Annotated in this window: 20 protein-coding genes; 17 read left to right on the top strand and 3 right to left on the bottom strand. The window is 72.2% G+C overall.

What is annotated here, in order from left to right; genetic code table 11:
• Positions 1-19 precede the first annotated feature (19 nt).
• The 17 genes from DRV96_RS01020 (at position 20) to DRV96_RS00940 (ending at position 17605) form a co-directional block, all read left to right on the top strand.
• Complete coding sequence (locus DRV96_RS01020) at positions 20-2113, top strand: 3-hydroxyacyl-CoA dehydrogenase NAD-binding domain-containing protein (protein ID WP_119286708.1); 2094 nt, start codon at positions 20-22, stop codon at positions 2111-2113.
• Positions 2114-2151: 38 nt separating this feature from the next.
• On the top strand, positions 2152-3327 hold the full coding sequence (locus tag DRV96_RS01015) for an acetyl-CoA C-acyltransferase (RefSeq protein WP_119286706.1): 1176 nt from the start codon (positions 2152-2154) through the stop codon (positions 3325-3327).
• Positions 3328-3381: 54 nt separating this feature from the next.
• Positions 3382-3843: a PaaI family thioesterase gene (locus DRV96_RS01010; protein ID WP_119286704.1), complete on the top strand. Its 462-nt coding sequence runs from the start codon at positions 3382-3384 to the stop codon at positions 3841-3843.
• Positions 3844-3848: 5 nt separating this feature from the next.
• A complete protein-coding gene (locus DRV96_RS01005) occupies positions 3849-5666 on the top strand; it encodes an acyl-CoA dehydrogenase (protein WP_210756943.1) in 1818 nt (605 codons plus the stop codon).
• A gap of 8 nt (positions 5667-5674) precedes the next feature.
• Positions 5675-5869 carry a hypothetical protein gene (locus DRV96_RS01000; RefSeq protein ID WP_119286701.1) on the top strand — a complete coding sequence of 65 codons (195 nt, stop codon included), beginning with the start codon at positions 5675-5677 and terminating at the stop codon, positions 5867-5869.
• 32 nt (positions 5870-5901) lie between these two features.
• Complete coding sequence (locus DRV96_RS00995; protein WP_119286699.1) at positions 5902-6693, top strand: SDR family oxidoreductase; 792 nt, start codon at positions 5902-5904, stop codon at positions 6691-6693.
• Positions 6694-7146 carry a PaaI family thioesterase gene (locus DRV96_RS00990; protein WP_119286697.1) on the top strand — a complete coding sequence of 151 codons (453 nt, stop codon included), beginning with the start codon at positions 6694-6696 and terminating at the stop codon, positions 7144-7146.
• On the top strand, positions 7143-8171 hold the full coding sequence (locus DRV96_RS00985; protein WP_119286695.1) for an NADP-dependent oxidoreductase: 1029 nt from the start codon (positions 7143-7145) through the stop codon (positions 8169-8171). The genes DRV96_RS00990 and DRV96_RS00985 overlap by 4 nt, the downstream gene beginning before the upstream one ends.
• 7 nt (positions 8172-8178) lie before the next feature.
• Positions 8179-8628: a GNAT family N-acetyltransferase gene (locus DRV96_RS00980; protein WP_119286693.1), complete on the top strand. Its 450-nt coding sequence runs from the start codon at positions 8179-8181 to the stop codon at positions 8626-8628.
• Positions 8625-10280: an isovaleryl-CoA dehydrogenase gene (locus tag DRV96_RS00975; RefSeq protein ID WP_119286690.1), complete on the top strand. Its 1656-nt coding sequence runs from the start codon at positions 8625-8627 to the stop codon at positions 10278-10280. Before DRV96_RS00980 ends, DRV96_RS00975 begins: the two co-directional genes overlap by 4 nt.
• A gap of 22 nt (positions 10281-10302) precedes the next feature.
• On the top strand, positions 10303-11208 hold the full coding sequence (locus DRV96_RS00970) for an SDR family oxidoreductase (protein ID WP_119286688.1): 906 nt from the start codon (positions 10303-10305) through the stop codon (positions 11206-11208).
• A 14-nt stretch (positions 11209-11222) separates the two neighbouring features.
• Positions 11223-11732, top strand: a complete 510-nt coding sequence (locus DRV96_RS00965; RefSeq protein ID WP_119286686.1) for an ASCH domain-containing protein — start codon at positions 11223-11225, stop codon at positions 11730-11732.
• Positions 11733-11820: 88 nt separating this feature from the next.
• Positions 11821-13377 (top strand): phytoene desaturase, encoded by a 1557-nt coding sequence (locus DRV96_RS00960; protein WP_235823232.1) that lies wholly within the window; start codon positions 11821-11823, stop codon positions 13375-13377.
• Positions 13374-14429 carry a phytoene/squalene synthase family protein gene (locus DRV96_RS00955; RefSeq protein WP_119286680.1) on the top strand — a complete coding sequence of 352 codons (1056 nt, stop codon included), beginning with the start codon at positions 13374-13376 and terminating at the stop codon, positions 14427-14429. The genes DRV96_RS00960 and DRV96_RS00955 overlap by 4 nt, the downstream gene beginning before the upstream one ends.
• The gene (locus tag DRV96_RS00950) at positions 14426-14638 is read left to right on the top strand and encodes a hypothetical protein (RefSeq protein ID WP_119286678.1); all 213 of its coding nucleotides are present in this window, start codon (positions 14426-14428) and stop codon (positions 14636-14638) included. Before DRV96_RS00955 ends, DRV96_RS00950 begins: the two co-directional genes overlap by 4 nt.
• A gap of 175 nt (positions 14639-14813) precedes the next feature.
• Positions 14814-15551, top strand: a complete 738-nt coding sequence (locus tag DRV96_RS00945) for a hypothetical protein (RefSeq protein ID WP_119286676.1) — start codon at positions 14814-14816, stop codon at positions 15549-15551.
• A 191-nt stretch (positions 15552-15742) separates the two neighbouring features.
• Positions 15743-17605 (top strand): ABC transporter ATP-binding protein, encoded by a 1863-nt coding sequence (locus tag DRV96_RS00940; RefSeq protein ID WP_210756942.1) that lies wholly within the window; start codon positions 15743-15745, stop codon positions 17603-17605.
• An 18-nt stretch (positions 17606-17623) separates the two neighbouring features.
• On the opposite strand, the gene DRV96_RS00935 is transcribed toward DRV96_RS00940, so the two are convergent.
• From DRV96_RS00935 to DRV96_RS00925, 3 genes are all read right to left on the bottom strand, one after another.
• Entirely contained in the window at positions 17624-18235 is a 612-nt protein-coding gene (locus tag DRV96_RS00935) for a hypothetical protein (RefSeq protein ID WP_119286672.1), read from the bottom strand.
• Between the two features lie 68 nt (positions 18236-18303).
• Complete coding sequence (locus tag DRV96_RS00930) at positions 18304-19263, bottom strand: transglycosylase SLT domain-containing protein (RefSeq protein WP_119286670.1); 960 nt, start codon at positions 19261-19263, stop codon at positions 18304-18306.
• Positions 19264-19347: 84 nt separating this feature from the next.
• Positions 19348-21135: an NAD(P)/FAD-dependent oxidoreductase gene (locus DRV96_RS00925; RefSeq protein WP_119286668.1), complete on the bottom strand. Its 1788-nt coding sequence runs from the start codon at positions 21133-21135 to the stop codon at positions 19348-19350.
• Positions 21136-21176 lie beyond the last annotated feature (41 nt).

Here is a 21176-nt window from a genome sequence, read left to right as displayed (position 1 = left end):
CGACCGACCAGGAGAGCCCATGAGCGCGAACTACGAGGTGCGCGGCGACGTCGCCGTCATCACGCTGAACAACCCGCCGGTCAACGGCCTGGGCTTCGACACCCGCAAGGCGTTCGCCGCGGGCGTCGACCGCGCGGTCGACGACCCCGCGGTGCGCGCGATCGTGATCACCGGCGCCGGCAAGGCGTTCTCGGGCGGCGCCGACATCCGCGAGTTCGGCTCGCCGAAGGCGCTCGCCGAGCCGAACCTGCTGTCGCTGATCAAGCTGCTCGAGGACTGCCCGAAGCCGGTCGTCGCCGCGCTGCACAGCGTGTGCATGGGCGGCGGGCTCGAGCTCGCGCTCGGCGCGCACTACCGCGTCGCGGCGCCGGGCACGAACATCGCGCTGCCCGAGGTCAAGATCGGCCTCGTGCCCGGCGCCGGCGGCACGCAGCGGCTGCCGCGCGTGCTCGGCGTCGAGACGGCGCTGAACATGATCGTCAGCGGCGACCCGGTCAAGAGCGAGGTGCTGTTCGCCCTGCCGGGACAGAAACTGCTCGACCGCCTGATCGAGGGTGACCTGCTCGACGGCTCGGTCGCGTTCGCGCGCGAAGTCGCCGACCGCCGGCCGCTGCCGCGCGTGCGCGACCTGAAGGCGGCGCACCCGCAGGGCGACGCCTACTTCCAGTTCGCGCGCAACACCGTCAGGGCGATGGCCAAGCACTTCCCGGCGCCGGTGCGCTGCGTCGACTGCGTCGAGCAGTCGACGAAGGCGAAGTTCGACGATGGCATGGTCTACGAGCGCGCCGCGTTCCTCGCGCTGATGATGACGCCCGAATGCAAGGCGCTGCGCCACGCCTTCTTCGGCGAGCGCGCGGCGAGCAAGATCCCCGACGTGCCCGAGGACACGCCGGTGCGCGAGATCCGCAAGGTGGCCGTGATCGGCGCCGGCACGATGGGCGGCGGCATCAGCATGAACTTCCTCAACGCCGGCATCCCGGTGACGATCCTCGAGACCAGCCAGGAGGCGCTCGACCGCGGGGTGGGCGTGATGCGCCGCAACTACGAAGCGCAGGTCAAGAAGGGCAAGCTCAAGCCCGAGCAGTACGAGCAGCGCATGGCGCTGCTGTCGACGACGCTCGCTTACGACGACATCCGAGACGCCGACCTCGTGATCGAGGCCGTGTTCGAGGACATGGCCGTCAAGGAGCAGGTCTTCCGCCGGCTCGACGAGGTGATGAAGCCGGGAGCGATCCTCGCGAGCAACACGTCGACGCTCGACCTGAACAGGATCGCGTCGTTCACGAAGCGCCCGCAGGACGTCGTCGGGATGCACTTTTTCAGCCCGGCCAACGTGATGAAGCTGCTCGAGGTCGTGCGCGGCGACAAGACCGCCAAGGACGTGCTCGCCACCGTGATGGCGGTGGCCAAGAAGATCAGGAAGACGGCGGTCGTCTCCGGCGTGTGCGACGGCTTCATCGGCAACCGCATGCTCGAGCAGTACATCCGCCAGGCGATGTTCATGCTCGACGAGGGCGCGACGCCGGCGCAGATCGACAAGGCGATCGAGGCCTTCGGCTTTGCGATGGGGCCGTTCCGCATGAGCGACCTCGCCGGCAACGACATCGGCTGGGCGATCCGCAAGCGCCGCTACGTCGAGAAGCCCGAGATCCGCTACAGCCGCGTCGGCGACCGCCTGTGCGAGATGGGCCGCTTCGGCCAGAAGACCGGTGCCGGCTGGTACGACTACCAGCCCGGCAAGCGCGACGCGATCCCGTCGCCGGTGGTCGAGAAGATGATCGAGGACCACCGCCGCGAGCTCGGCATCGCGCCGCGCGCGATCGGCGACGACGAGATCGTGCAGCGGCTCGTGTTCGCGCTCGTCAACGAGGGCGCGAAGATCCTCGAGGAAGGCATCGCGAGCAAGGCGAGCGACATCGACATGGTCTACCTCACGGGCTACGGCTTCCCGCTGCACCGCGGCGGCCCGATGTGCTATGCCGACACCTTCGGCCTGTTCAACGTCGTGCAGGCGATGAAGCGCTTCGCGCGCAACCCGCACGACGACGCCGGGTTCTGGACCCCGGCGCCGCTGCTGGCGAAGCTGGTCGCCGAAAGCCGGACCTTCACCTGAGCCGCCGCGCGAGCCCCCGACGAGAAAGGAACGCTGCCATGACCCGAGCTGTGATCGTCTCCACCGCCCGCACGCCGCTCGCCAAGAGCTGGAAGGGCGCCTTCAACATGACCCACGGCGCCACGCTCGGCGCCTTCGCGGTGCGCGCCGCCGTCGAGCGCGCCGGTGTCGACCCCGCGGCGGTCGAGGACGTGCTGATGGGCTGCGCCAACCCCGAGGGCGCGACCGGCATGAACATCGCGCGCCAGATCGCGCTCGCCGCCGGGCTGCCGATCACGACGAGCGGCGTGACGATCAACCGCTTCTGCTCGAGCGGGCTGCAGACGATCGCGCTGGCCTCGCAGCGCGTGATCGCCGGCGAGGGCGAGGTCTACGTGGCCGGCGGCGTCGAGAGCATCTCGTGCGTGCAGCAGGAGATGAACCAGCACATGCTGTTCGACCCGGCGCTCAAGGCGAAGAAGCCCGAGATCTACTGGACGATGCTGCAGACGGCCGAGAACGTGGCCAAGCGCTACGCGATCTCGAAGGAGCGGCAGGACCAGTACGGCGCCGCCAGCCAGCAGAAGGCCTGCGCGGCGCAGGAGCAGGGACTGTTCGACGCCGAGATCGTGCCCGTCACCGTCACGATGGGTGTCGCCGACCCCGTGCTCGGCCTGCGCACGAAGGAAGTCCGCGTCACGAAGGACGAGGGGCTGCGCCCGGGCACCACTTACGACGGCATCAAGGACATCCGCCCGGCGCTGCCCGGCGGCGTGATCACCGCCGGCAACGCCAGCCAGTTCAGCGACGGCGCGGGGGCGTGCGTCGTCGTCGACGAGGCCTACGCCGAGCGCAAGGGGCTCAAGCCGCTCGGCCGCTTCCTCGGCTTCGCGGTCGCCGGCTGCGAGCCCGACGAGATGGGCATCGGCCCGGTGTTCGCGGTGCCCAAGGTGCTGCAGCGCCTGGGGCTGAAGGTCGACGACATCGACCTGTGGGAGCTCAACGAGGCCTTCGCGGTGCAGGTGCTGTACTGCGCCGACAAGCTCGGCATCCCGATGGACCGGCTCAACGTCAACGGCGGCGCGATCGCGATCGGCCACCCGTACGGTGTGTCGGGCCAGCGCCTGACCGGCCACGCGCTGATCGAGGGCAAGCGCCGCGGTGCCAAGCGCGTGTGCGTGACGATGTGCATCGGCGGCGGCATGGGCGCCGCCGGCGTGTTCGAGGTGCTTTGACCGCCGCCGCAGCGGCCTGGCGGCCGCGTGGACGATGGCCCTGACCTGCCAGCGATGGACGCCGAACACGAACAGGCGCTGCTCGACCTCGGGCGCGACATCCTCGCGGCCCAGCCGTTCAGCCGGCTGGTCGGCACCGAGCTCGACGTGCTGCGCCCCGGGCACTGCGTGCTGTCGCTGACGATCGTCGAGGCGCTCATGCAGCAGCACGGCTTCGTGCACGGCGGCGTGCTGGCCTACCTCGCCGACAACGCGCTGACCTACGCCGGCAGCACCGCGATGCGCGCGCCGGTGCTGACCTCCGAGTTCAAGATCAACTTCCTGCGCCCTGCCGTCGGACGCCGTCTCGTCGCGCGCGCCGACGCGGTGCACGTCGGCCGGCAGCAGGCGGTGTGCCGCTGCGACGTCGTGATGGTCGACGCCGCCGGCGGCGAGAAGCTGTGCGCCGTCGCGCAGGGCACGATCGCGCGCACCGGCGACGCGCCGCCGCACGTCGTGGCCACCGCGAAGGGCTGACGCCGGTGCGTGCGACCGTCGACTTCCTGCTGCACGACTGGCTGGCCGTCGAGTCGCTGACCGCGCGCGCGCGCTTCGCCGACCACTCGCGCGAGACCTTCGCGCAGGTGCTCGACACCTGCGAGCGCATCGCGCGCGAGAAATACGCGCCGTTCAACCGCCTCGTCGACACCGAGGAGCCGCGTTTCGACGGCGAGAAGATCGTCCTGCCGCAGGCCACGCACGACGCGTGGAAGGCGTATGCCGACAGTGGCATGCTCGCCGCGGCGCAGGACTACGCGCTCGGCGGCATGCAGCTGCCGTACACGGTCGAGGCGGCGGCCAACGGCTTCTTCGCGAAGGCCAGCGTCAGCATCAGCGCCGCGATGCTGACGGTGGCCAATGCGAACCTGCTGATGGCGCACGGCACGCCGGCGCAGCAGCGCGTGTTCGCGCACGCCGAGTTCGCCGGGCGCTGGTCGGGCACGATGTGCCTGAGCGAGCCGCAGGCGGGTTCGAGCCTGTCCGACGTCGCGACGCGCGCGGTGCCCGACGGCGAGGGCTTTGACGCCGACCCGCTCGGGCCGCGCTACCGCCTCACGGGCCACAAGATGTGGATCTCGGCCGGCGAGCACGAGCTGACCGAGAACATCGTGCACCTCGTGCTCGCGAAGATCCCCGGCCCCGACGGGCGGCTCGTGCCCGGCGTGAAGGGCATATCGCTCTTCATCGTGCCGAAGTGGCTCGTCGACGCCGACGGGCGCCTGAGCGGCGAGCGCAACGACGTCGCGCTCGCCGGGCTGAACCACAAGTGCGGCTGGCGCGGCACGACGAACACGCTGCTGAACTTCGGCGAGGGCCGCTACACGCCGGGCGGCCGCGCAGGGGCCATCGGCTGGCGCGTCGGCGCGCCCGGCGACGGCCTGCGCTGCATGTTCCACATGATGAACGAGGCGCGCATCGCGATCGGCATGGCCGCGGCGATGCTCGGCATGGCCGGGTTCGAGGCGTCGCTCGCGTACGCGAAGCAGCGGCCGCAGGGCCGGCCGGTCACCGGCCGCGGCAAGGACCCGACACAGCCGCAGGTGCCGATCGTCGAGCACGCCGACGTCAAGCGCATGCTGCTCGCACAGAAGGCCTACGCCGAAGGCGCGCTCGCGCTCGAGCTGTACTGCGCGCGGCTCGTCGACGAGCAGCACACCGGCGAGCCCGCCGCCGCCGCCGACGCGAAGCGGCTGCTCGAGGTGCTGACGCCGGTGGCCAAGAGCTGGCCGAGCGAGTGGTGCCTGGAGGCGAACAGCCTCGCGATCCAGGTGCTCGGCGGCTACGGCTACACGCGCGACTTCCCAGTCGAGCAGTACTGGCGCGACAACCGCCTGAACATGATCCACGAGGGCACGCACGGCATCCAGGCGCTCGACCTGCTCGGGCGCAAGGTCGTGATGGACGGCGGCGCCGGGTTGAGGCTGCTGGCCACGCGCGTGAATGCGACGATCGAGCGCGCCGGCCACGTCGAGGGGCTCGCGGCGCACGCGAACGCGCTCGCCGCCGCGCTGCACAAGGTCGGCGCCGCGACGAAGGCCGCGTGGGCCACCGGCGTGCCCGAAGAGGCGCTCGCGAACGCGACGCCGTACCTGCAGGCCTTCGGCCACGTCGTGCTGGCGTGGATCTGGCTCGACGTCGCGCTCGCGGCGCAGCGCCTGGGCGACGGTGCGATGAAGCACGGCAAGCTCGCGGCGATGCGCTACTTCTACGCCTACGAGCTGCCGAAGATCGATGCCTGGCTCGCCGTCGTCGCCTCGCGCGAGGCGGTGTGCCGCACGATGGACCCCGACTGGTTCTGACCCGCGCGATGAAGACGACGACCGTCGAGACGCTGGCCTGGGTGCTGATCTATGCCGGCCTGCTCGTCGCTTCGCTCGGCGGGTTCGTGCAGCGGCAGCACGACGCGCTCGGCTGGGGCCTCGTCGTCGGCGGTGGCATGGCCGCCGCCGCCGGCGTCGTGCTGATCGTCGTGCGCTCGCGCATGCAGGACCCGCCTCGCTGACCCCGGCCCCCGATCACCCAGGAGACCCGCCGATGAGCACCCACGTCTTTCAACTGTTCGACCTGAGCGGCCGCACCGCGCTCGTCACCGGCGGCTCGCGCGGCCTCGGGCTGCAGATCGCCGAGGCGCTCGGCGAGGCCGGCGCCAAGGTGATGCTGACCTCGCGCAAGGCGGCCGACCTCGAGGAGGCCGCCGCCGAGCTGAGCACGAAGGGCATCGACGCGCGCTGGGTCGCCGCCGACGCGAGCCGGCCCGACGAGATCCGCCGCGTCGTCGACGAGACGCTGCAGCGCCTCGGACACGTCGACATCCTCGTCAACAACGCCGGTGCCACCTGGGGCGCCCCGGCCGAGGACCACCCGCTCGAGGCGTGGGACAAGGTGATGAACCTCAATGTGCGCAGCGTGTTCCTGTTCTCGCAGGCGGTGGGCAAGGCGAGCATGATCCCGCGCCGCTACGGGCGCATCATCAACGTCGCGTCGATCGCGGGGCTCGGTGGCAGCGCCGAGATGAAGTTCATCGCCTACGGCACGAGCAAGGGCGCGGTCGTCAACTTCACGCGCACGCTAGCCGGCGAGTGGGGGCCTTACGGCATCACCGTCAACGCGCTGGCGCCGGGCTTCTTCCCGAGCAAGATGACCAAGGGCGTGCTCGAGCAGTTCGGTGTCGACAACCTCGCCGCGTCGGCGCCGCTGCGGCGCATCGGCGACGACGACGACCTCAAGGGCGCCGCGCTGCTGTTCGCCAGCGCCGCCGGCAAGCACATCACCGGGCAGATCCTCGCCGTCGACGGCGGCGTGTCGGCCGTGCACCGCGGAGGCTGATTGCAGTTCGCCGCGCACATCCCGTTCGTCGAGCACCTGGGCCTCGAGCTGCGGCGCTTCGGCGGCGGCGAGGCCGAGGTGGCGCTCGCGCTGCGCGAGGCCCTGACCAACTCGTGGGGCGTCGCACACGGCGGCGTGCTGATGACGCTGCTCGACGTCGCGATGGCGCACGCGGCGCGCAGCGTGCACCGCCACCCCGACGACGCGCCCGGCGTGGCCACCGTCGAGATGAAGACGACGTTCATGCAGCCGGCCGAGGGCGTGCTCGCCGGCCATGGCCGCCTGCTGCACCGCACCGCGACGCTGGCGTTCTGCGAGGGCTGGGTCGTCGACGACCACGGCCACCGCTGCGCGCACGCGACCGCGACCTTCAAGTACCTGCGCGCGCTGCCCACGCGCGGGCGCAAGCTCAACGAACTGCGGCGCTCCGCGCCGCGCCCGGAGTCCGCATGACCGCCCTCGTCAACCATCAGATCGTGCTCGCCTCGCGCCCCAGCGGCGAAGCGACGCTCGACAACTTCCGCCTGCAGACCTCGACCGTCGACCCCGACGCGCTCGCCGACGGGCAGGTGCTCGTGAAGATCCACTACCTGAGCCTCGACCCGTACATGCGCGGGCGCATGAACGAGGGCAAGAGCTACGCGCAGCCGCAGCCGCTCGGCGAGGTGATGATCGGCGGCACCGCGGGCGAGGTGATCGCGTCGCGCCACCCGGACTTCGCGGTCGGCGACCAGGTCGTCGGCATGGGCGGCTGGCAGCAGTACCAGCTCGTCGACGCACGCCAGCGCGGCGTGCTGCGCAAGGTCGACACGACGCACGTGCCGCTGTCGGCCTACCTCGGCGCGGTGGGCATGCCCGGCGTCACGGCGTGGGTGGGGCTGAACACGATCATCGAGCCGAAGGCCGGCGAGACGGTCGTCGTCAGCGCCGCCAGCGGCGCGGTCGGCGGCGTCGTCGGCCAGCTCGCGAAGGCGCGCGGCTGCCGTGCGGTCGGCATCGCCGGCGGGCCCGAGAAGTGCGCCTACGTCACCGAAGAGCTCGGCTTCGACGCCTGCATCGACTACAAGGCGCAACGCGACCTCAAGTCGCTCGCGGCCGCGCTGAAGCAGGCGTGCCCGAACGGCATCGACGGTTACTTCGAGAACGTCGGCGGCACGATCCTCGACGCCGTGATGCTGCGCATGAACGCGTTCGGCCGCATCGCGATGTGCGGCATGATCGCCGGCTACGACGGCCAGCCGATCCCGATGGCGAACCCGCAGCTGATCCTGATCTCGCGGCTGAAAGTCCAGGGCTTCATCGTCAGCGAGCGGATGGACCTGTGGCCTGCGGCGCTCAAGGAGCTCGGCGCGATGGTGGCCAGCGGCCGGCTGAAGTACCGCGAGACGATCGCGCACGGCCTCGAGAGCGCGCCCGAGGCCTTTCTCGGGCTGCTGAAGGGGCGCAACTTCGGCAAGCAGCTCGTCAGGCTCGTCTAGGGCGGCGATGCGCTGGTCGTGGTCGCGCTTCGCCGACCTCGGGGTCGATGGTCTGTACGACGCGCTGCAGCTGCGCTGCTGCGTTTTCATTCTCGAGCAGGGCCCGTACCTCGATCCCGACGGGCTCGACCGCGTCGCCTGGCACCTGCTCGGCCGCGACGCGAGCGGCACGCTGCAGGCCGTGCTGCGCGTCGTCGACCCGGGCGCGAAGTACGCCGAGCCCTCGATCGGTCGCGTCGCGGTCGCGCCCGAGGTGCGCGGCACCGGGCTCGGGCGCGCGCTGGTCGCCGAAGGCGTGGCCGGCTGCGGGCGCTTGTGGCCCGGGCGCGCGATCCGCATCAGCGCGCAGGCGCACCTGCAGCGCTTCTACGCCAGCTTCGGTTTCGAGACCGTGAGCGACACGTACCTCGAAGACGACATTCCCCACGTCGAGATGCTGCGAAAGGAAGGTCCATGAGCTTCGTCACGCACGACGTCACGAACCAGCCGCCGCCGCTGGCCGACCACGACCTGTGGGCGTGGAACCGCCCGCTGCGCGACGCGCTGGCGCACCACCTGCCGGAGCACGAGACGGCGCGGCTCGCGGCGATGGGCGTCGAGTTCGGCCGTGCCGACATGCTCGAGCACGCGCGGCTGGCCAACGTCCACCCGCCGCGGCTGAAAACGCACGACCGCTTCGGCCACCGCATCGACCAGGTCGAGTTCCACCCGAGCTACCACGCGCTGATGGCCAGCGCGCTGCGCCACGGCCTGCACGGCGCGCCGTGGGCGAAGGGGCCGGGTGCGCACGTCGAGCGCGCCGCGGCGTTCATGCTGTTCACCGAGCTCGAGCCGTCGGTGCTGTGCCCCGTGTCGATGAGCTACGCCGTGACGCCCGCGCTGCGCGCCAACGCCGGCATCACCCAGGCGTGGATGCCGAAGATCGTCGCGTCGGACTACGACCCGCGCTTCGTGCCGTTCGACCGCAAGAGCGCGGTCACGCTCGGCATGGGCATGACGGAGAAACAGGGCGGCTCCGACGTGCGCTCGAACACGACGCGTGCCGAGCGCGACGGCGCCGACGCCTGGGGCGAGCGCTACCGCATCACCGGCCACAAGTGGTTCTTCTCGGCGCCGATGTGCGACGCGCACCTCGTGCTCGCGCAGGCGAGCGGGGGACTCAGCTGCTTCTTCGTGCCGCGCATCCTGCCCGACGGCAGCGTCAACGCGCTGCGCGTGCAGCGGCTGAAGGACAAGCTCGGCAACCACGCGAACGCGAGCAGCGAGGTCGAGTTCCACGACGCGATCGGCTGGCGCGTGGGCGACGAGGGGCGCGGCGTGCCGCAGATCCTCGCGATGGGTGCGCTCACGCGCCTCGACTGTGCGCTCGGCACCGCGGGCCTGATGCGCGCGGGGCTGACGCTCGCGCTGCACCACACGGCGCACCGCAGCGCGTTCGGCAGGCGGCTCGTCGAGCAGCCGCTGATGAAGAACGTGCTCGCCGACCTCGCGCTCGAGAGCGAGGCTGCCACCGCGCTCGCGCTGCGCGTCGCGGTGACGATCGACCGCACCGAGCACCCCGGCCACCCCGAACGCGAGCACGAGGCCGTGCTGCGCCGCGTGCTGACGCCGATCGCCAAGTTCTGGATTTGCAAGCGCGGCAGCGCCTTCGGCCAGGAGGCGATGGAGTGCCTCGGCGGCAACGGCTACGTCGAGGAGCACGGCGAAGGCGTGATGGCGCGCATCTACCGCGAGATGCCGCTGAACTCGATCTGGGAGGGCGCGGCCAACATCATGGCGCTCGACCTGCTGCGCGCGCTGCGCAGCGCCGACGCGGCGCCGGCGCTCGAGCGCGAACTCGCGGCCGCGCGCGGCATCCACCCGGGCTTCGACCGGCTCGCCGCGGCGCTGCCGGCGCGCATCGACGGCGTCACCGACGAGATCGCGGCGCGCGCGCTGGCGCGCGACGTCGCCCTCTTGATGCAGGCGTCGCTGCTCGCGCGCCACGCGCCGCGTGCGGTGGCCGAGGCGTTCTGCCGCGCGCGCCTCGCGCAGGGCAGCGACGTGTTCGGCACGCTCCCGGCGGACCTGCCGTTCGACGCGCTGATCGAGCGGGCGCGGGGCCGCTGACCACCGACGAGGAGACCCGACGATGAAGACCTTCCACGGCCGCACCGCGGTGATCACCGGCGCCGCGTCGGGCTTCGGCCTCGAGGTGGCACGCCTCGCCGCGCGCGAGGGCATGCACGTCGTGATGGCCGACGTGCAGCCCGACGCGCTCGAGCTCGCGGCGCACGAGATCCGCGACCTCGGCGCGCAGGTGCTACCGATGCGCGTCGACGTTGCGAAGGCGGCCGACGTCGACGCGCTCGGCGCCGCGGTGCGCGAGCGGTTCGGTGCACCGCACTTCGTCTTCAACAACGCCGGCGTCGCCGTCGGCGGCCTGGTGTGGGAGCACACGGCCGCCGACTGGGAGTGGGTCGTCGGCGTCAACCTGATGGGCGTCGCGTACGGCGTGCGCGTGTTCGTGCCGATGATGCTCGAGGCGGCGAAGGCCGATGCCGCGTACGAGGGCCATGTCGTCAACACCGCGTCGATGGCCGGGCTGCTGAGCCCGCCGAACATGGGCCTGTACAACGCGACGAAGCACGCGGTGGTGGCGCTGAGCGAGACGCTGTACCAGGACCTTTTGCTCGTCACCGGGCAGGTCACGGCGTCGGTGCTGTGCCCGTACTTCGTGCCCACCGGCATCCACCGCAGCCAGCGCAACCGCCCGGCGGATCTGCCGCCGCCACCGCCCACGCGCAGCCAGCTGATCGCGCAGGCGATGAGCGAGAAGGCGGTGACGAGCGGCAAGGTGACCGCGGCGCAGGTCGCGCAGGCCGTGTTCGATGCGCTGCGCGAGCGCCGCTTCTACATCTACAGCCACCCGCACGCGCTCAAGGGCGTGCAGACGCGCCTCGAGGACGTCGTGCAGGGACGCAACCCGACCGACCCGTTCGCCGACAAGCCCGAGCTCGGCGCACAGCTGCGCGCGGCGCTGCGCGCCGCCGGGTGAGCACGAGGGAGCCGATGTCCGCCGACGAGCGTCCGGCACCCGGGCAGGCCGCGCTGATCGAGCCGTTCTGGCTCGCGTACCAGCGTGCCCGTGGCGTGAAGGTCGAGGGCTTCGCCGCCACCGCGCTCGGCCACACGCGGCGTCTGGCCGACGAATTGGCCGAGCTCGTCGAGCGTGGCGTCAAGCGCGCGCACGCGACGCTGCTCGCGGACTTCGAGCGCGACGGCGACGCGCTGCCCGCCGTTGGTGACCACCTCGTCGTGCTCGACGGCGCCGGCCGCCCGCGCGCGATCGTGCGCACGACGCACGTCGAGAAGCGGCGCTTCGACGAGATCGACGAGGCCGTCGCGTTTGCGGCCGGCGAGGGGGACCTGACGCTCGCGTGGTGGCTCACCGCGCACCGGCAGGACTTCGGCGAGCGCGCCGAGCGCGAGGGCTTCGGGTTCGACGCCTCGAGCGTGCTCGTGCTCGAGTTCTTCGAGCGCGTGTGGCCGCCCGAGGGCGAGACGGGGCACGGCGCCTGACCTGCCGCGCACCGGTTGCCCGCGGTGCCGCACGGCACGCCGACTTGTCAACTGGCGATGACACACGTAGCATCAAGCAATGTTGACAGTGCCGCCCCCGCTGGCGGCGCGTGTGCCACGCGCCGGTGCGCCGCACGCCGTCGTGATCGGCAGCGGCTTCGGCGGCCTGGCGGCCGCGGTGCGGCTGGGGGCGCGCGGTTACCGCGTGACGGTGCTCGAGAAGCTCGACGCCCCGGGCGGGCGCGCCTGCGTGCACCGGCAGGACGGCTTCACGTTCGATGCCGGCCCCACCGTCATCACGGCGCCGTTCCTGCTCGAGGAGCTGTGGCAGCTCGCCGGACGCAGGCTGTCGGACGACATCGACCTGCGCCCGGTCAGCCCGTTCTACCGCATCCGCTTCGACGACGGCACGTTCTTCGACTACAGCGGCGACCCCGAGGCGATGCGCGCGCAGGTCGCGAAGCTGTCGCCCGGTGACGTCGACGGCTATGAGCGCTTCCTGAAGGCGAGCGAGGCCATCTACAAGGTCGGCTTCGAGCAGCTCGGCCACGTGCCGTTCGACTCGTGGACCGACATGGCGCGGCTCGCGCCGCAGCTGCTCAAGCTGCAGAGCTGGCGCACCGTCTACCAGATGGCCAGCCGCTACGTGAAGCACGACAAGCTGCGCCAGATCCTGACGTACCAGCCGCTGCTGGTGGGCGGCAACCCGTTCAACACGACGTCGGTCTACTGCCTGATCCTGTTCCTCGAGCGCCGCTTCGGCGTGCACTACGCGATGGGCGGCATGGGCAGCCTCGTCAAAGGCCTGGTCAAGCTGATCGAGGGCCAGGGCGGCACGGTGCGCTGCCTCGCGCCGGTGCGCGAGATCCTCGTCGAGGGGCGCGCCGCGACGGGCGTGCAGCTCGACAGCGGCGAGGTCATCGCGGCCGACGTCGTCGTCTCGAACGCCGATGCCGCGTACACCTACAAGCACCTCGTGCCGGCGCGGCACCGCCGCCGCTGGACCGACCGCAAGATCGAGCGCGCGCGCTACTCGATGAGCCTGTTCGTCTGGTACTTCGGCACCAGGCGCCGCTACGACGACGTCGCGCACCACACGATCTCGCTCGGGCCGCGCTACCGCGGGCTGCTCGACGACATCTTCGAGCGCAAGGTGCTCGCCGACGACGTCAGCCTGTACCTGCACCGGCCCACGGCGACCGACCCGTCGCTCGCGCCGCCCGGCTGCGACGCGTTCTACGTGCTGTCGCCGGTGCCGCACCAGCAAAGCGGCATCGACTGGACGCGCGAGGCCGAGCCGTTTCGGCGCAAGATGCAGCGCCGCCTCGAGGCGACGCTGCTGCCCGGGCTGGGCGACCACGTCGTCACGTCGCGCGTCCTGACGCCGCTGGACTTCGAGCAGCGCCTGAACTCGGTGTACGGCGCCGCGTTCAGCCTCGAGCCGGTGCTGACGCAAAGCGCGTGGTTCCGCCCGCACAACCGCAGCGAGGAGCTCGATCGGCTGTATCTCGTCGGCGCCGGCACGCACCCGGGCGCGGGCATCCCGGGCGTGCTGTCGTCGGCGCGCGTGCTCGACACCGTCGTCCCCGACGCCGAGGCGCTCGTCGCGCGCGCCGCGGCGCCGACGGCGATGGCCACCGCATGAGCGACACGATGGCGCCGCAGGTCTCGCCGATCGACCTCGCCGCGTGCCGCGAGCTGATGCGCGGCGGCTCGCGCAGCTTCTTCGCCGCGTCGCTGCTGCTGCCGCGCGCGGTGCGCGAGCCGGCGTGCGCGCTGTACGCGTTCTGCCGCATCGCCGACGACGAGATCGACGCCAGCGGCGGCAGTCCGCGTGCGCTCGAGGCGCTGCGGCTGCGGCTCGACGCCGTCTACCGCCTCGCGCCGACGTCGCACCCGGCCGACCGCGCGCTGGCGGCCGTCGTGCACCGCTATCACATCCCGCGCGCGCTGCCCGAGGCGCTGCTCGAGGGCTTCGCGTGGGACGCGCAGGGCCGCCGCTACGAGACCTTCGACGACGTGTGCGACTACGCCGCGCGCGTCGCGGGTGCCGTCGGCGCGATGATGGCGCTGCTGATGGGCGTGCGCGGTGCCGAACCGCTCGCGCGTGCCTGCGACCTCGGCGTCGCGATGCAGCTGTCGAACATCGCGCGCGACGTGCGCGAGGACGCGGCGATGGGCCGCCTGTACCTGCCGCGCGCCTGGCTGCGCGACGACGGCCTCGACCCCGACGCGTGGCTCGCCGACCCGCAGCCGCACCCCGCGATCGAGCGCGCGGTGCTGCGGCTGCTCGCGCAGGCCGATGCGCTGTACCGCCGCGTCGACGGCGGCGTCGCGCGGCTGCCGCTGCCGTGCCGCCCGGGCATCAACGCCGCGCGGCGCCTGTATGCCGCGATCGGCCACGAAGTGCGCCGTCGAGGCCGGCAGGCGTGGCACTCGCGCGCGGTCGTGCCGGCCTCGCGCAAGGCGTGGCTGCTGGCGCAGGCCGTCGTGCAGCTGTGGCCGCGCGGTGCCGGCGCCGAGCCGCCGCTGCCGGCCAATCGCCACCTTGTGCACGCCGCCGTGTCGGCGCCGCCGCCGCTCGACGACCGGCCCGCGGTGCTCGACCGCACGGCGTGGGTCATCGACCTGTTCGACCGCCTCGAGCGCCAGGAACGCGCGCGCTACCCGGTGCGGCGTCCCGTGCGTGCATCGTGAGCCCGTCGACGCTGGTCGCGATCGAGTTCGCGCTCGTGATCGGCGTCGTGCTCGGGCTGGGCATCTGGCAGCTGGTGTCGGTGCGGCGCGAGATCGCGCGCGACCGCGAGCGCGCGTCGCGCCCGCCGCCGGCAGGCGGCGCACCGCCGCACGGCGGCACCGACGGCCCCGCCCCGCGCGCTGACGTGCCTTCGGGCCCCGATCGCTGAGCGGCGCTGCGTCGCGCGGCGCTCCCGCTGCGGTGGTCACGACACGTGCCGCGGGCTGTTACAGCTTGCTGACACCTGGCGTGCAGGGCCGCCGCTAAGCTGCGCAGCCCGAATGCCGCCCGGCGCCACGGCGCGCAGGCACGCGGCGCAGACGACCGGCTGGCGGAGGTGGGCGATGCAGGAACGCGATTTCGACGATTCGTCGCTGTGGCGCATCAGCGAGTTCGAGCGCCTGCGCCGCGAGATGGGCAGCAGCGGCTACGTGCGTCTCGACGGCCCGACGGTGCTGTCGACGACGCTGGTGGCCGAGCTGCAGCGCCGCGATACCGACGCCGCGCGCGGCGACGTGCTCGAAGTGCTCGCCGCGTGTCTGCGCCAGCGCGAGTCGGCGCTGCTGTACCTCAAGCACGACGGGCTCGTGTGGCCGGTGACGGTGTTCCCGGCTTCGGACCTGTACCACTCGCCGCGGCCGCTGCAGCCCAGCCGCGACCTCGGGCTCGCGGACCTGACGCTGCTCGCGGTCGAGCCGCCCGGGCTGCGCCCGCCGGGGCACTACCAGCACGAGCGCGTCGGCCGTACCGATGCGTACCGGCCTCTGGTGCCGCTGCTGTGGCAGCTCGCGCTGCACGGCCCGCGCGAGCGGCTGCTCGCCGAGGTCGGCGGCACCGCGGCGTACCGTGCGCTGGGCGTGGCCGCCCGGCTCGGCGCGACCGGCGCGATGGGTGCGGCGCTCGAGCGGTTGCGCCGCGAGACGGTGTCGCTGCGCGAGATCGCGACCTGGCCGGGGATGAGCGTCGAGCGCGCCGCGCGCCTGGTCAACGCGCTGTACCTCGCGCGCAGCCTGATGGTGATGCGCGCGCACCCGGCGGCGCGTGCCGAGCCGGCGTCGCGGCTGTTGTCGTCGCGCGGGTGAGGCGCGCGCGGCCCGGGCCGGCCGGTGCGACCCCGTGGGCCGGCCGGGCCGGCGAGTTCGGCTAACCTCGCACCCTTCGTCGCGCGCGACGGCGCGCCGGCCCGTGCGCATCGGCGTGCGGCCCCGACCCGCACCGCGGGTGCGGTGGCCGGGCGGCGTGGCGCCACGCCTTCCACCGAGTCCGCCTGCCCGTGTTCCGCCGCTTCGAGACGCTGGTCTCGCCATACCCCGACGCGCCGCCCGCGCCGCCGCCGCGCGGCTTCTTCGCGTTCATGTGGGCGTGCAGCGAGGGGCTGCGGCCGTGGATTCTCGGCATGGCGCTGCTGACCGCCGTGGTCGGCGCGTTCGAGGCGCTGCTGTTCGCGATGCTCGGGCGCGTCGTCGACTGGCTCGGCGCCACCGCAACGGGGCAGCTGTGGGCGCAGCAGCGCGGCACGCTGCTGCTGCTGGCGGGCATCCTCGCCGCCAGCCCGCTGGTGGTGGCGCTGCAGACGATGATCAAGCACCAGACGCTGGCCGGCAACTTCCCGATGCGGCTGCGCTGGAACTTCCACCGCCTGCTGCTCGGGCAGAGCCTGGGCTTCTACCAGGACGAGTTTGCCGGGCGCATCGCGACGAAGGTCATGCAGACGGCGCTCGCGGTGCGCGACGTGTGGCTGATCGTCACCGACATCCTCGTCTTCGTCGTCATCTACTTCGTCACGATGACCGCCGTCATCGGCACGTTCGACCTGCGCGCGCTCGGGCCCTTCGTCGCGTGGCTCGCGCTGTACGCCGCCTCGCTCGCGTACTTCGTGCCGCGGCTCGGGCGGGTGGCCAAGCGGCAGGCCGACGCGCGCTCGCTGATGACGGGGCGCATCACCGACGCCTACACCAACATCGCCACCGTCAAGCTGTTCAGCCACGCGCGCCGCGAGGCCGGCTATGCGCGGAGCGCGATGCAGGAGTTCATGCAGTCGGTGTACGCGCAGATGCGGCTGGTCAGCGGTTTCGAGGTCGTCAACCACACGCTGAGCATGGCGCTGCTCGCGAGCACCGCCGGTGTCACGCTGTGGCTGTGGTCGCGCGGCGACGTCGGCGTCGGCGCGGTCGCGGCGGCCACCGCGATGGCGCTGCGCCTGAACGGCATGTCGCACTGGGTCATGTGGGAGTTCGCGTCGCTGTTCGAGAACATCGGCACCGTGCAGGACGGCATCAACACGCTGTCGAAGCGCCACACGGTGGTCGACCGCGCCGACGCGAAGCCGCTCGTCGTCACGCGCGGCGAGATCCGCTTCGAGCACGTCGACTTCGCGTACGGCGGCGCGCGCAAGGTTATCGACGACCTTTCGCTCGTGATCCGGCCGGGCGAGAAGATCGGCCTCGTCGGTCGCTCGGGCGCCGGCAAGAGCACGCTGGTCAACCTGCTGCTGCGCTTCTACGACGTCGACGGCGGGCGCATCCTGATCGACGGCCAGGACATCGCCCACGTCACGCAGGAGAGCCTGCGCGCGCAGATCGGCATGGTCACGCAGGACACGTCGCTGCTGCACCGCTCGGTGCGCGAGAACATCGTCTACGGGCGCCCCGACGCCGACGACGCCGCGATGGTCGCTGCCGCGAAGCGCGCCGAGGCGCACGACTTCATCGAGGGCCTCGTCGACCCGAAGGGCCGGCGCGGCTACGACGCGCACGTCGGCGAGCGCGGCGTCAAGCTCTCGGGCGGGCAGCGCCAGCGCATCGCGATCGCGCGCGTGATGCTCAAGGACGCGCCGATCCTGCTGCTCGACGAGGCCACCAGCGCGCTCGACAGCGAGGTCGAGCAGGCGATCCAGGCCAGCCTGAACACGCTGATGGAAGGCAAGACGGTGGTCGCGATCGCGCACCGTCTGTCGACGATCGCGGCGATGGACCGCCTCGTCGTGATGGACCGCGGCCGCATCGTCGAGGAGGGCACGCACGCGCAGCTGCTCGCGCGCGGCGGGCTGTACGCGCGGCTGTGGGCGCGCCAGAGCGGCGGCTTCCTCGGCGAGGAGGCCGACGACGAGGCGGGCGCCGCCGTCGCGCTGCCGTAGCGCGACGGCCGCGCGGTGCTACAGCCGGTCGCCGAGGTCGCCGCCGGGCCGCGCGCGCGACGGCGCGCCGGCGGCCAGCGCACGCGCCTTGGCCTCGTCGGTGTACGACAGCGTGACGTCGCCGACGCGCGGGTGCTCGTAGACGAGCCGCATCCCGTCGGCGAAGGTCCAGAAGTACGCGCCGCGCGGGCTCGCGCGCCCGTCGAAACCCTGCGCCGGCAGCGGCCGTGCCGAGACGACGAGCGGCACGCCGTACTTGGCCAGCAGCGCGCGGCGCAGCGCCTCGTTGTCCTGGCCATAGCCCTTGACGGTGAAGCGCGCCGTGACGACCTTGCCCTCGTGCGCGATGACGGTCAGCCGCTCGAGCGCCGGCACGCCGGCCTGGCGGGTGTCGAACTGCGGCGGCTCGCCGGCCGGCACGCCGAGCGCGACGCCGCCGGCGGCGCGCACCGCGGCGACGAACACGTCCAGCGGTGCGTCCTTCAGCGCGACCCCGTACAGCGACAGCACCTCCTGCCCACCGTCGCGCCGGCTGGCCTGCGCGCACAGCGCGCGGGGCAGCGCGAGCGCGGCGAGCGCCGCGACGACGCGCCGGCGGCGCACGGCATACGACTCGATCGGACGCGGCATGGGCCGCACTGTAGCGCCGCGGGCCGGCGGCGACGCCGGCGTCGGGTACGGCGCCAGGGCGGCGAGGCTCAGCGTGCCGCGGTGCGGCGCCCGCGCAGTACTGCCGACGGTGCCGTCACGCTCGCATCGAACGGGTGCACCACGGTGCCGACGGTCTCGAGGACGCGGCGCACGTAGTCGCGCGTCTCGCGGTACGGCGGAATGCCGCGATAGCGCTCGACCGCGCCTTCGCCGGCGTTGTAGGCCGCGGTGACGAGCGCCAGGTCGCCCTCGAAGTACGCGAGCAGCCAGCGCAGGTACGCCATGCCGCCGCGCAGGTTCTGTGTCGGGTCGTAGGCGTTGAGCACGTTGAAGCGCTGCGCCGTCTCGGGGATCAGCTGCATCAGCCCCTGCGCGTTCTTCGGCGAGCGCGCGACGGTGTCGAAGTTCGATTCGACGCGGATGATCGCAAGCACCAGGTGCGGCTCGAGCTGGTACTGGGGGGCGAGCCGGTCGACGAGGTCGACGATCATCGGCGGCGCGCTGCGCCGCAGCTCGGCCGCCTGCGGCGGCAGCGCGGGCGCCGCAGGCGCCGCGGCGGCGGGTTGCGGCGGCACGACGACCGCGACCGCCGGCGGTTCGCGCATGCAGTCGGGGACCTCGACCGTCTCGGGCAGGCGTGCGAGCAGCCGTTCGGCCGGCGCCAGGCCCTGCTCGGCCGCCGCGCGCAGGAAGAACGACGCCAGTGCGTCGTTGCGCTCGACGCCGCGGCCGTTGGCATACATCCACCCCAGCGCGTACTGCGACTTCGCGTCGCCGAGCCGGGCCGCCTTGCAGTACAACGTCGCGGCGCGCGCGCCGTCGCGCGGCACGCCCTCGCCGTGTTCGTAGGCCTGCGCCTCGGCGCGGTAGCTGCGCACGAGCGCCGACTCGTCGACCGGCAGCGGGTTCGCCGTCGCGTGCCATGGCACGGCGACGGCCAGCGCGACGCCAGCCGCGCGCAGAAGGGCGGCCAGACGGGCGATGAGGGTCGGGGGTGGGTGCGTCATGGAGCGGCCGAGGCCACAGTGTGCCAGCCGCGCCGGCGCGCGCCACCCATCAATCGAGCGGGTGGCGGGCCTGCCGCGCGCGGCTCACGCCTTGTGGTACACCGGCGCCAGCCCGTAGACCGGCGTCGGCAGGGCCTCCATGCGCGCCTTGAGCTGCAGCGCCATGCACAGCGAGTAGTGCCGGTTCTGGTGCAGGTTGCCGCCCTGCATCCACAGGTTCGGCACCTGCGTGGGCTTCCACATGTTGCGCAGCTCGCCTTCCCACGGCCCCGGGTCCTTGCGCGTGCCCGAGCCCAGCCCCCAGCACTTGCCGAGGCGGTCGGCGGTGTCCTGGTCGATCAGCTGCGCGACCCAGCCGTTCATCGAGCCGTAGCCGGTGGCCCAGACGATCAGGTCGGCTGGCAGCTCGGTGCCGTCGGCCATCTTGACGCCGGTGGGCGTGACGCTGTCGATCGTGCCGGTCTTGAGCTTGATCTTGCCGTCGGCGACGAGCTCGGAGGCGCCGACGTCGATGTAATAGCCCGAGCCGCGGCGCAGGTACTTCAGGAACAGGCCCGAGCCGTCGTCGCCGAAGTCGAGCAGGAAGCCCGCTTTCTCGAGCCGGGCGTAGAAGTCGGCGTCGCGCTCCTTCATCTGCTGGTACACCGGCACTTGCAGCGCCGGCAGCGCCTTGTACGGCAGGCTCGCGAAGATCAGGTCGGCGGTGTCGACATCGATGCCGTTCCTCACCGCCTGCTCGCTGTAGAGGGCTCCGAGTGCGAGCTCCATCAGCGTGTCGCTGCGCGCCACGTGCGTGCTCGAGCGCTGCACCATCGTGACGTCGGCGCCGTGTTCCCACAGGTCGGCGCAGATGTCGTGCGCCGAATTGTTCGAGCCGACGACGACCGCGCGCTTGCCTTTCCAGTCCTCGCCGCTGCGGAAGCGGCTCGAGTGCATCTGCGTGCCCTTGAAGTCGCCCATCCCGGGATAGTCGGGCAGGTTCGGCACGCCGCTCATGCCGGTGGCGAACACGAGGTGGCGCGGGCGCAGCACGACGGTCTCGCCCTTGTGCTCGACGGTGACTTCCCACTCCTGGTTGGCCTCGTTCCAGCGCGCGCCCTTGCACTCGGTGCTCGCCCAGTAGTTGAGCTCCATCAGCTTGGTGTAGCTCTCGAGCCAGTCGCCGATCTTGTCCTTCGGCGTGAACACGGGCCAGTCGTCGGGGAAGGGCAGGTACGGCAGGTGGTCGTACCACACCGGGTCGTGCAGGCACAGGCTCTTGTAGCGCCGGCGCCAGCTGTCGCCCGGGCGCTCGTTCTTCTCGACGATGATCGCCGGCACGCCGAGCTTCTTCAGCCGCGCGCCGAGGATGATGCCGGCCTGCCCGCCGCCGATGATCACGACGTAGGGCTGCTTCGTGAAGCCGAGCGTGCGCTCCTCCTCCTGCCGCTGCTCGAGCCAGGTCTTGCGTCCCGGGTGCACGCCGTGCTCGACGCCCTTGTCGCGGCGCTCGCGCTTCTTTTCCTCGAAGCCCTTGAGCTCCTGCAGCGTCGTCAGCAGCGTCCACGCCTTGCCGTCGATCAGCCGCAGGTGGCCGCGGCCGCGTCCGGTGGCGGTCTCGAACGTGAACCAGCCCTCGGTGACCCCATTCGCTTCGCTGCCTTCACCCTGGATCGTCCAGGCCGACGGCTTCGCATTCGGCATCGTGCCTTCGAGCATGTCGCGGATCTGCGCCGGACCTTCGGCGGTCTTGATGTTCCAGGTGAACGACACCAGGTCGCGCCAGTACGACTCTTCGCCGAACATCGCCGTGGCCGCAGCGTGGTCGCCGCGCGCGCAGGCGGCGCCGAACTCGTCGAGCCAGCGCTGGATGGTCTGGGTGGGGGTGTTCATCGGGGAGGTCTCCTTCGCTGTTGTGGGGCGGGACGTCCGCC

Source organism: Azohydromonas sediminis, from assembly GCF_003574675.1.
In the GTDB taxonomy this organism is placed as follows: Bacteria; Pseudomonadota; Gammaproteobacteria; order Burkholderiales; family Burkholderiaceae_C; genus Calidifontimicrobium; species Calidifontimicrobium sediminis.
Note: the sequence above shows the minus strand (reverse complement) of the source record. Positions and strands in the feature narration are given on the sequence as shown.

What these genes read in the sequence shown, in the direction of transcription:
- DRV96_RS00995 (WP_119286699.1), top strand. Translation starts at nt 5,902, where the DNA reads ATGAGCACCCACGTCTTTCAACTGTTCGACCTGAGCGGCCGCACCGCG.
- DRV96_RS00930 (WP_119286670.1), bottom strand. Translation starts at nt 19,263, where the DNA reads ATGACGCACCCACCCCCGACCCTCATCGCCCGTCTGGCCGCCCTTCTG.
- DRV96_RS00935 (WP_119286672.1), bottom strand. Translation starts at nt 18,235, where the DNA reads ATGCCGCGTCCGATCGAGTCGTATGCCGTGCGCCGCCGGCGCGTCGTC.
- DRV96_RS00945 (WP_119286676.1), top strand. Translation starts at nt 14,814, where the DNA reads ATGCAGGAACGCGATTTCGACGATTCGTCGCTGTGGCGCATCAGCGAG.
- DRV96_RS00955 (WP_119286680.1), top strand. Translation starts at nt 13,374, where the DNA reads ATGAGCGACACGATGGCGCCGCAGGTCTCGCCGATCGACCTCGCCGCG.
- DRV96_RS00985 (WP_119286695.1), top strand. Translation starts at nt 7,143, where the DNA reads ATGACCGCCCTCGTCAACCATCAGATCGTGCTCGCCTCGCGCCCCAGC.
- DRV96_RS01000 (WP_119286701.1), top strand. Translation starts at nt 5,675, where the DNA reads ATGAAGACGACGACCGTCGAGACGCTGGCCTGGGTGCTGATCTATGCC.
- DRV96_RS00970 (WP_119286688.1), top strand. Translation starts at nt 10,303, where the DNA reads ATGAAGACCTTCCACGGCCGCACCGCGGTGATCACCGGCGCCGCGTCG.
- DRV96_RS00925 (WP_119286668.1), bottom strand. Translation starts at nt 21,135, where the DNA reads ATGAACACCCCCACCCAGACCATCCAGCGCTGGCTCGACGAGTTCGGC.
- DRV96_RS01010 (WP_119286704.1), top strand. Translation starts at nt 3,382, where the DNA reads ATGGACGCCGAACACGAACAGGCGCTGCTCGACCTCGGGCGCGACATC.
- DRV96_RS01020 (WP_119286708.1), top strand. Translation starts at nt 20, where the DNA reads ATGAGCGCGAACTACGAGGTGCGCGGCGACGTCGCCGTCATCACGCTG.
- DRV96_RS00980 (WP_119286693.1), top strand. Translation starts at nt 8,179, where the DNA reads ATGCGCTGGTCGTGGTCGCGCTTCGCCGACCTCGGGGTCGATGGTCTG.
- DRV96_RS00975 (WP_119286690.1), top strand. Translation starts at nt 8,625, where the DNA reads ATGAGCTTCGTCACGCACGACGTCACGAACCAGCCGCCGCCGCTGGCC.
- DRV96_RS00965 (WP_119286686.1), top strand. Translation starts at nt 11,223, where the DNA reads ATGTCCGCCGACGAGCGTCCGGCACCCGGGCAGGCCGCGCTGATCGAG.
- DRV96_RS01015 (WP_119286706.1), top strand. Translation starts at nt 2,152, where the DNA reads ATGACCCGAGCTGTGATCGTCTCCACCGCCCGCACGCCGCTCGCCAAG.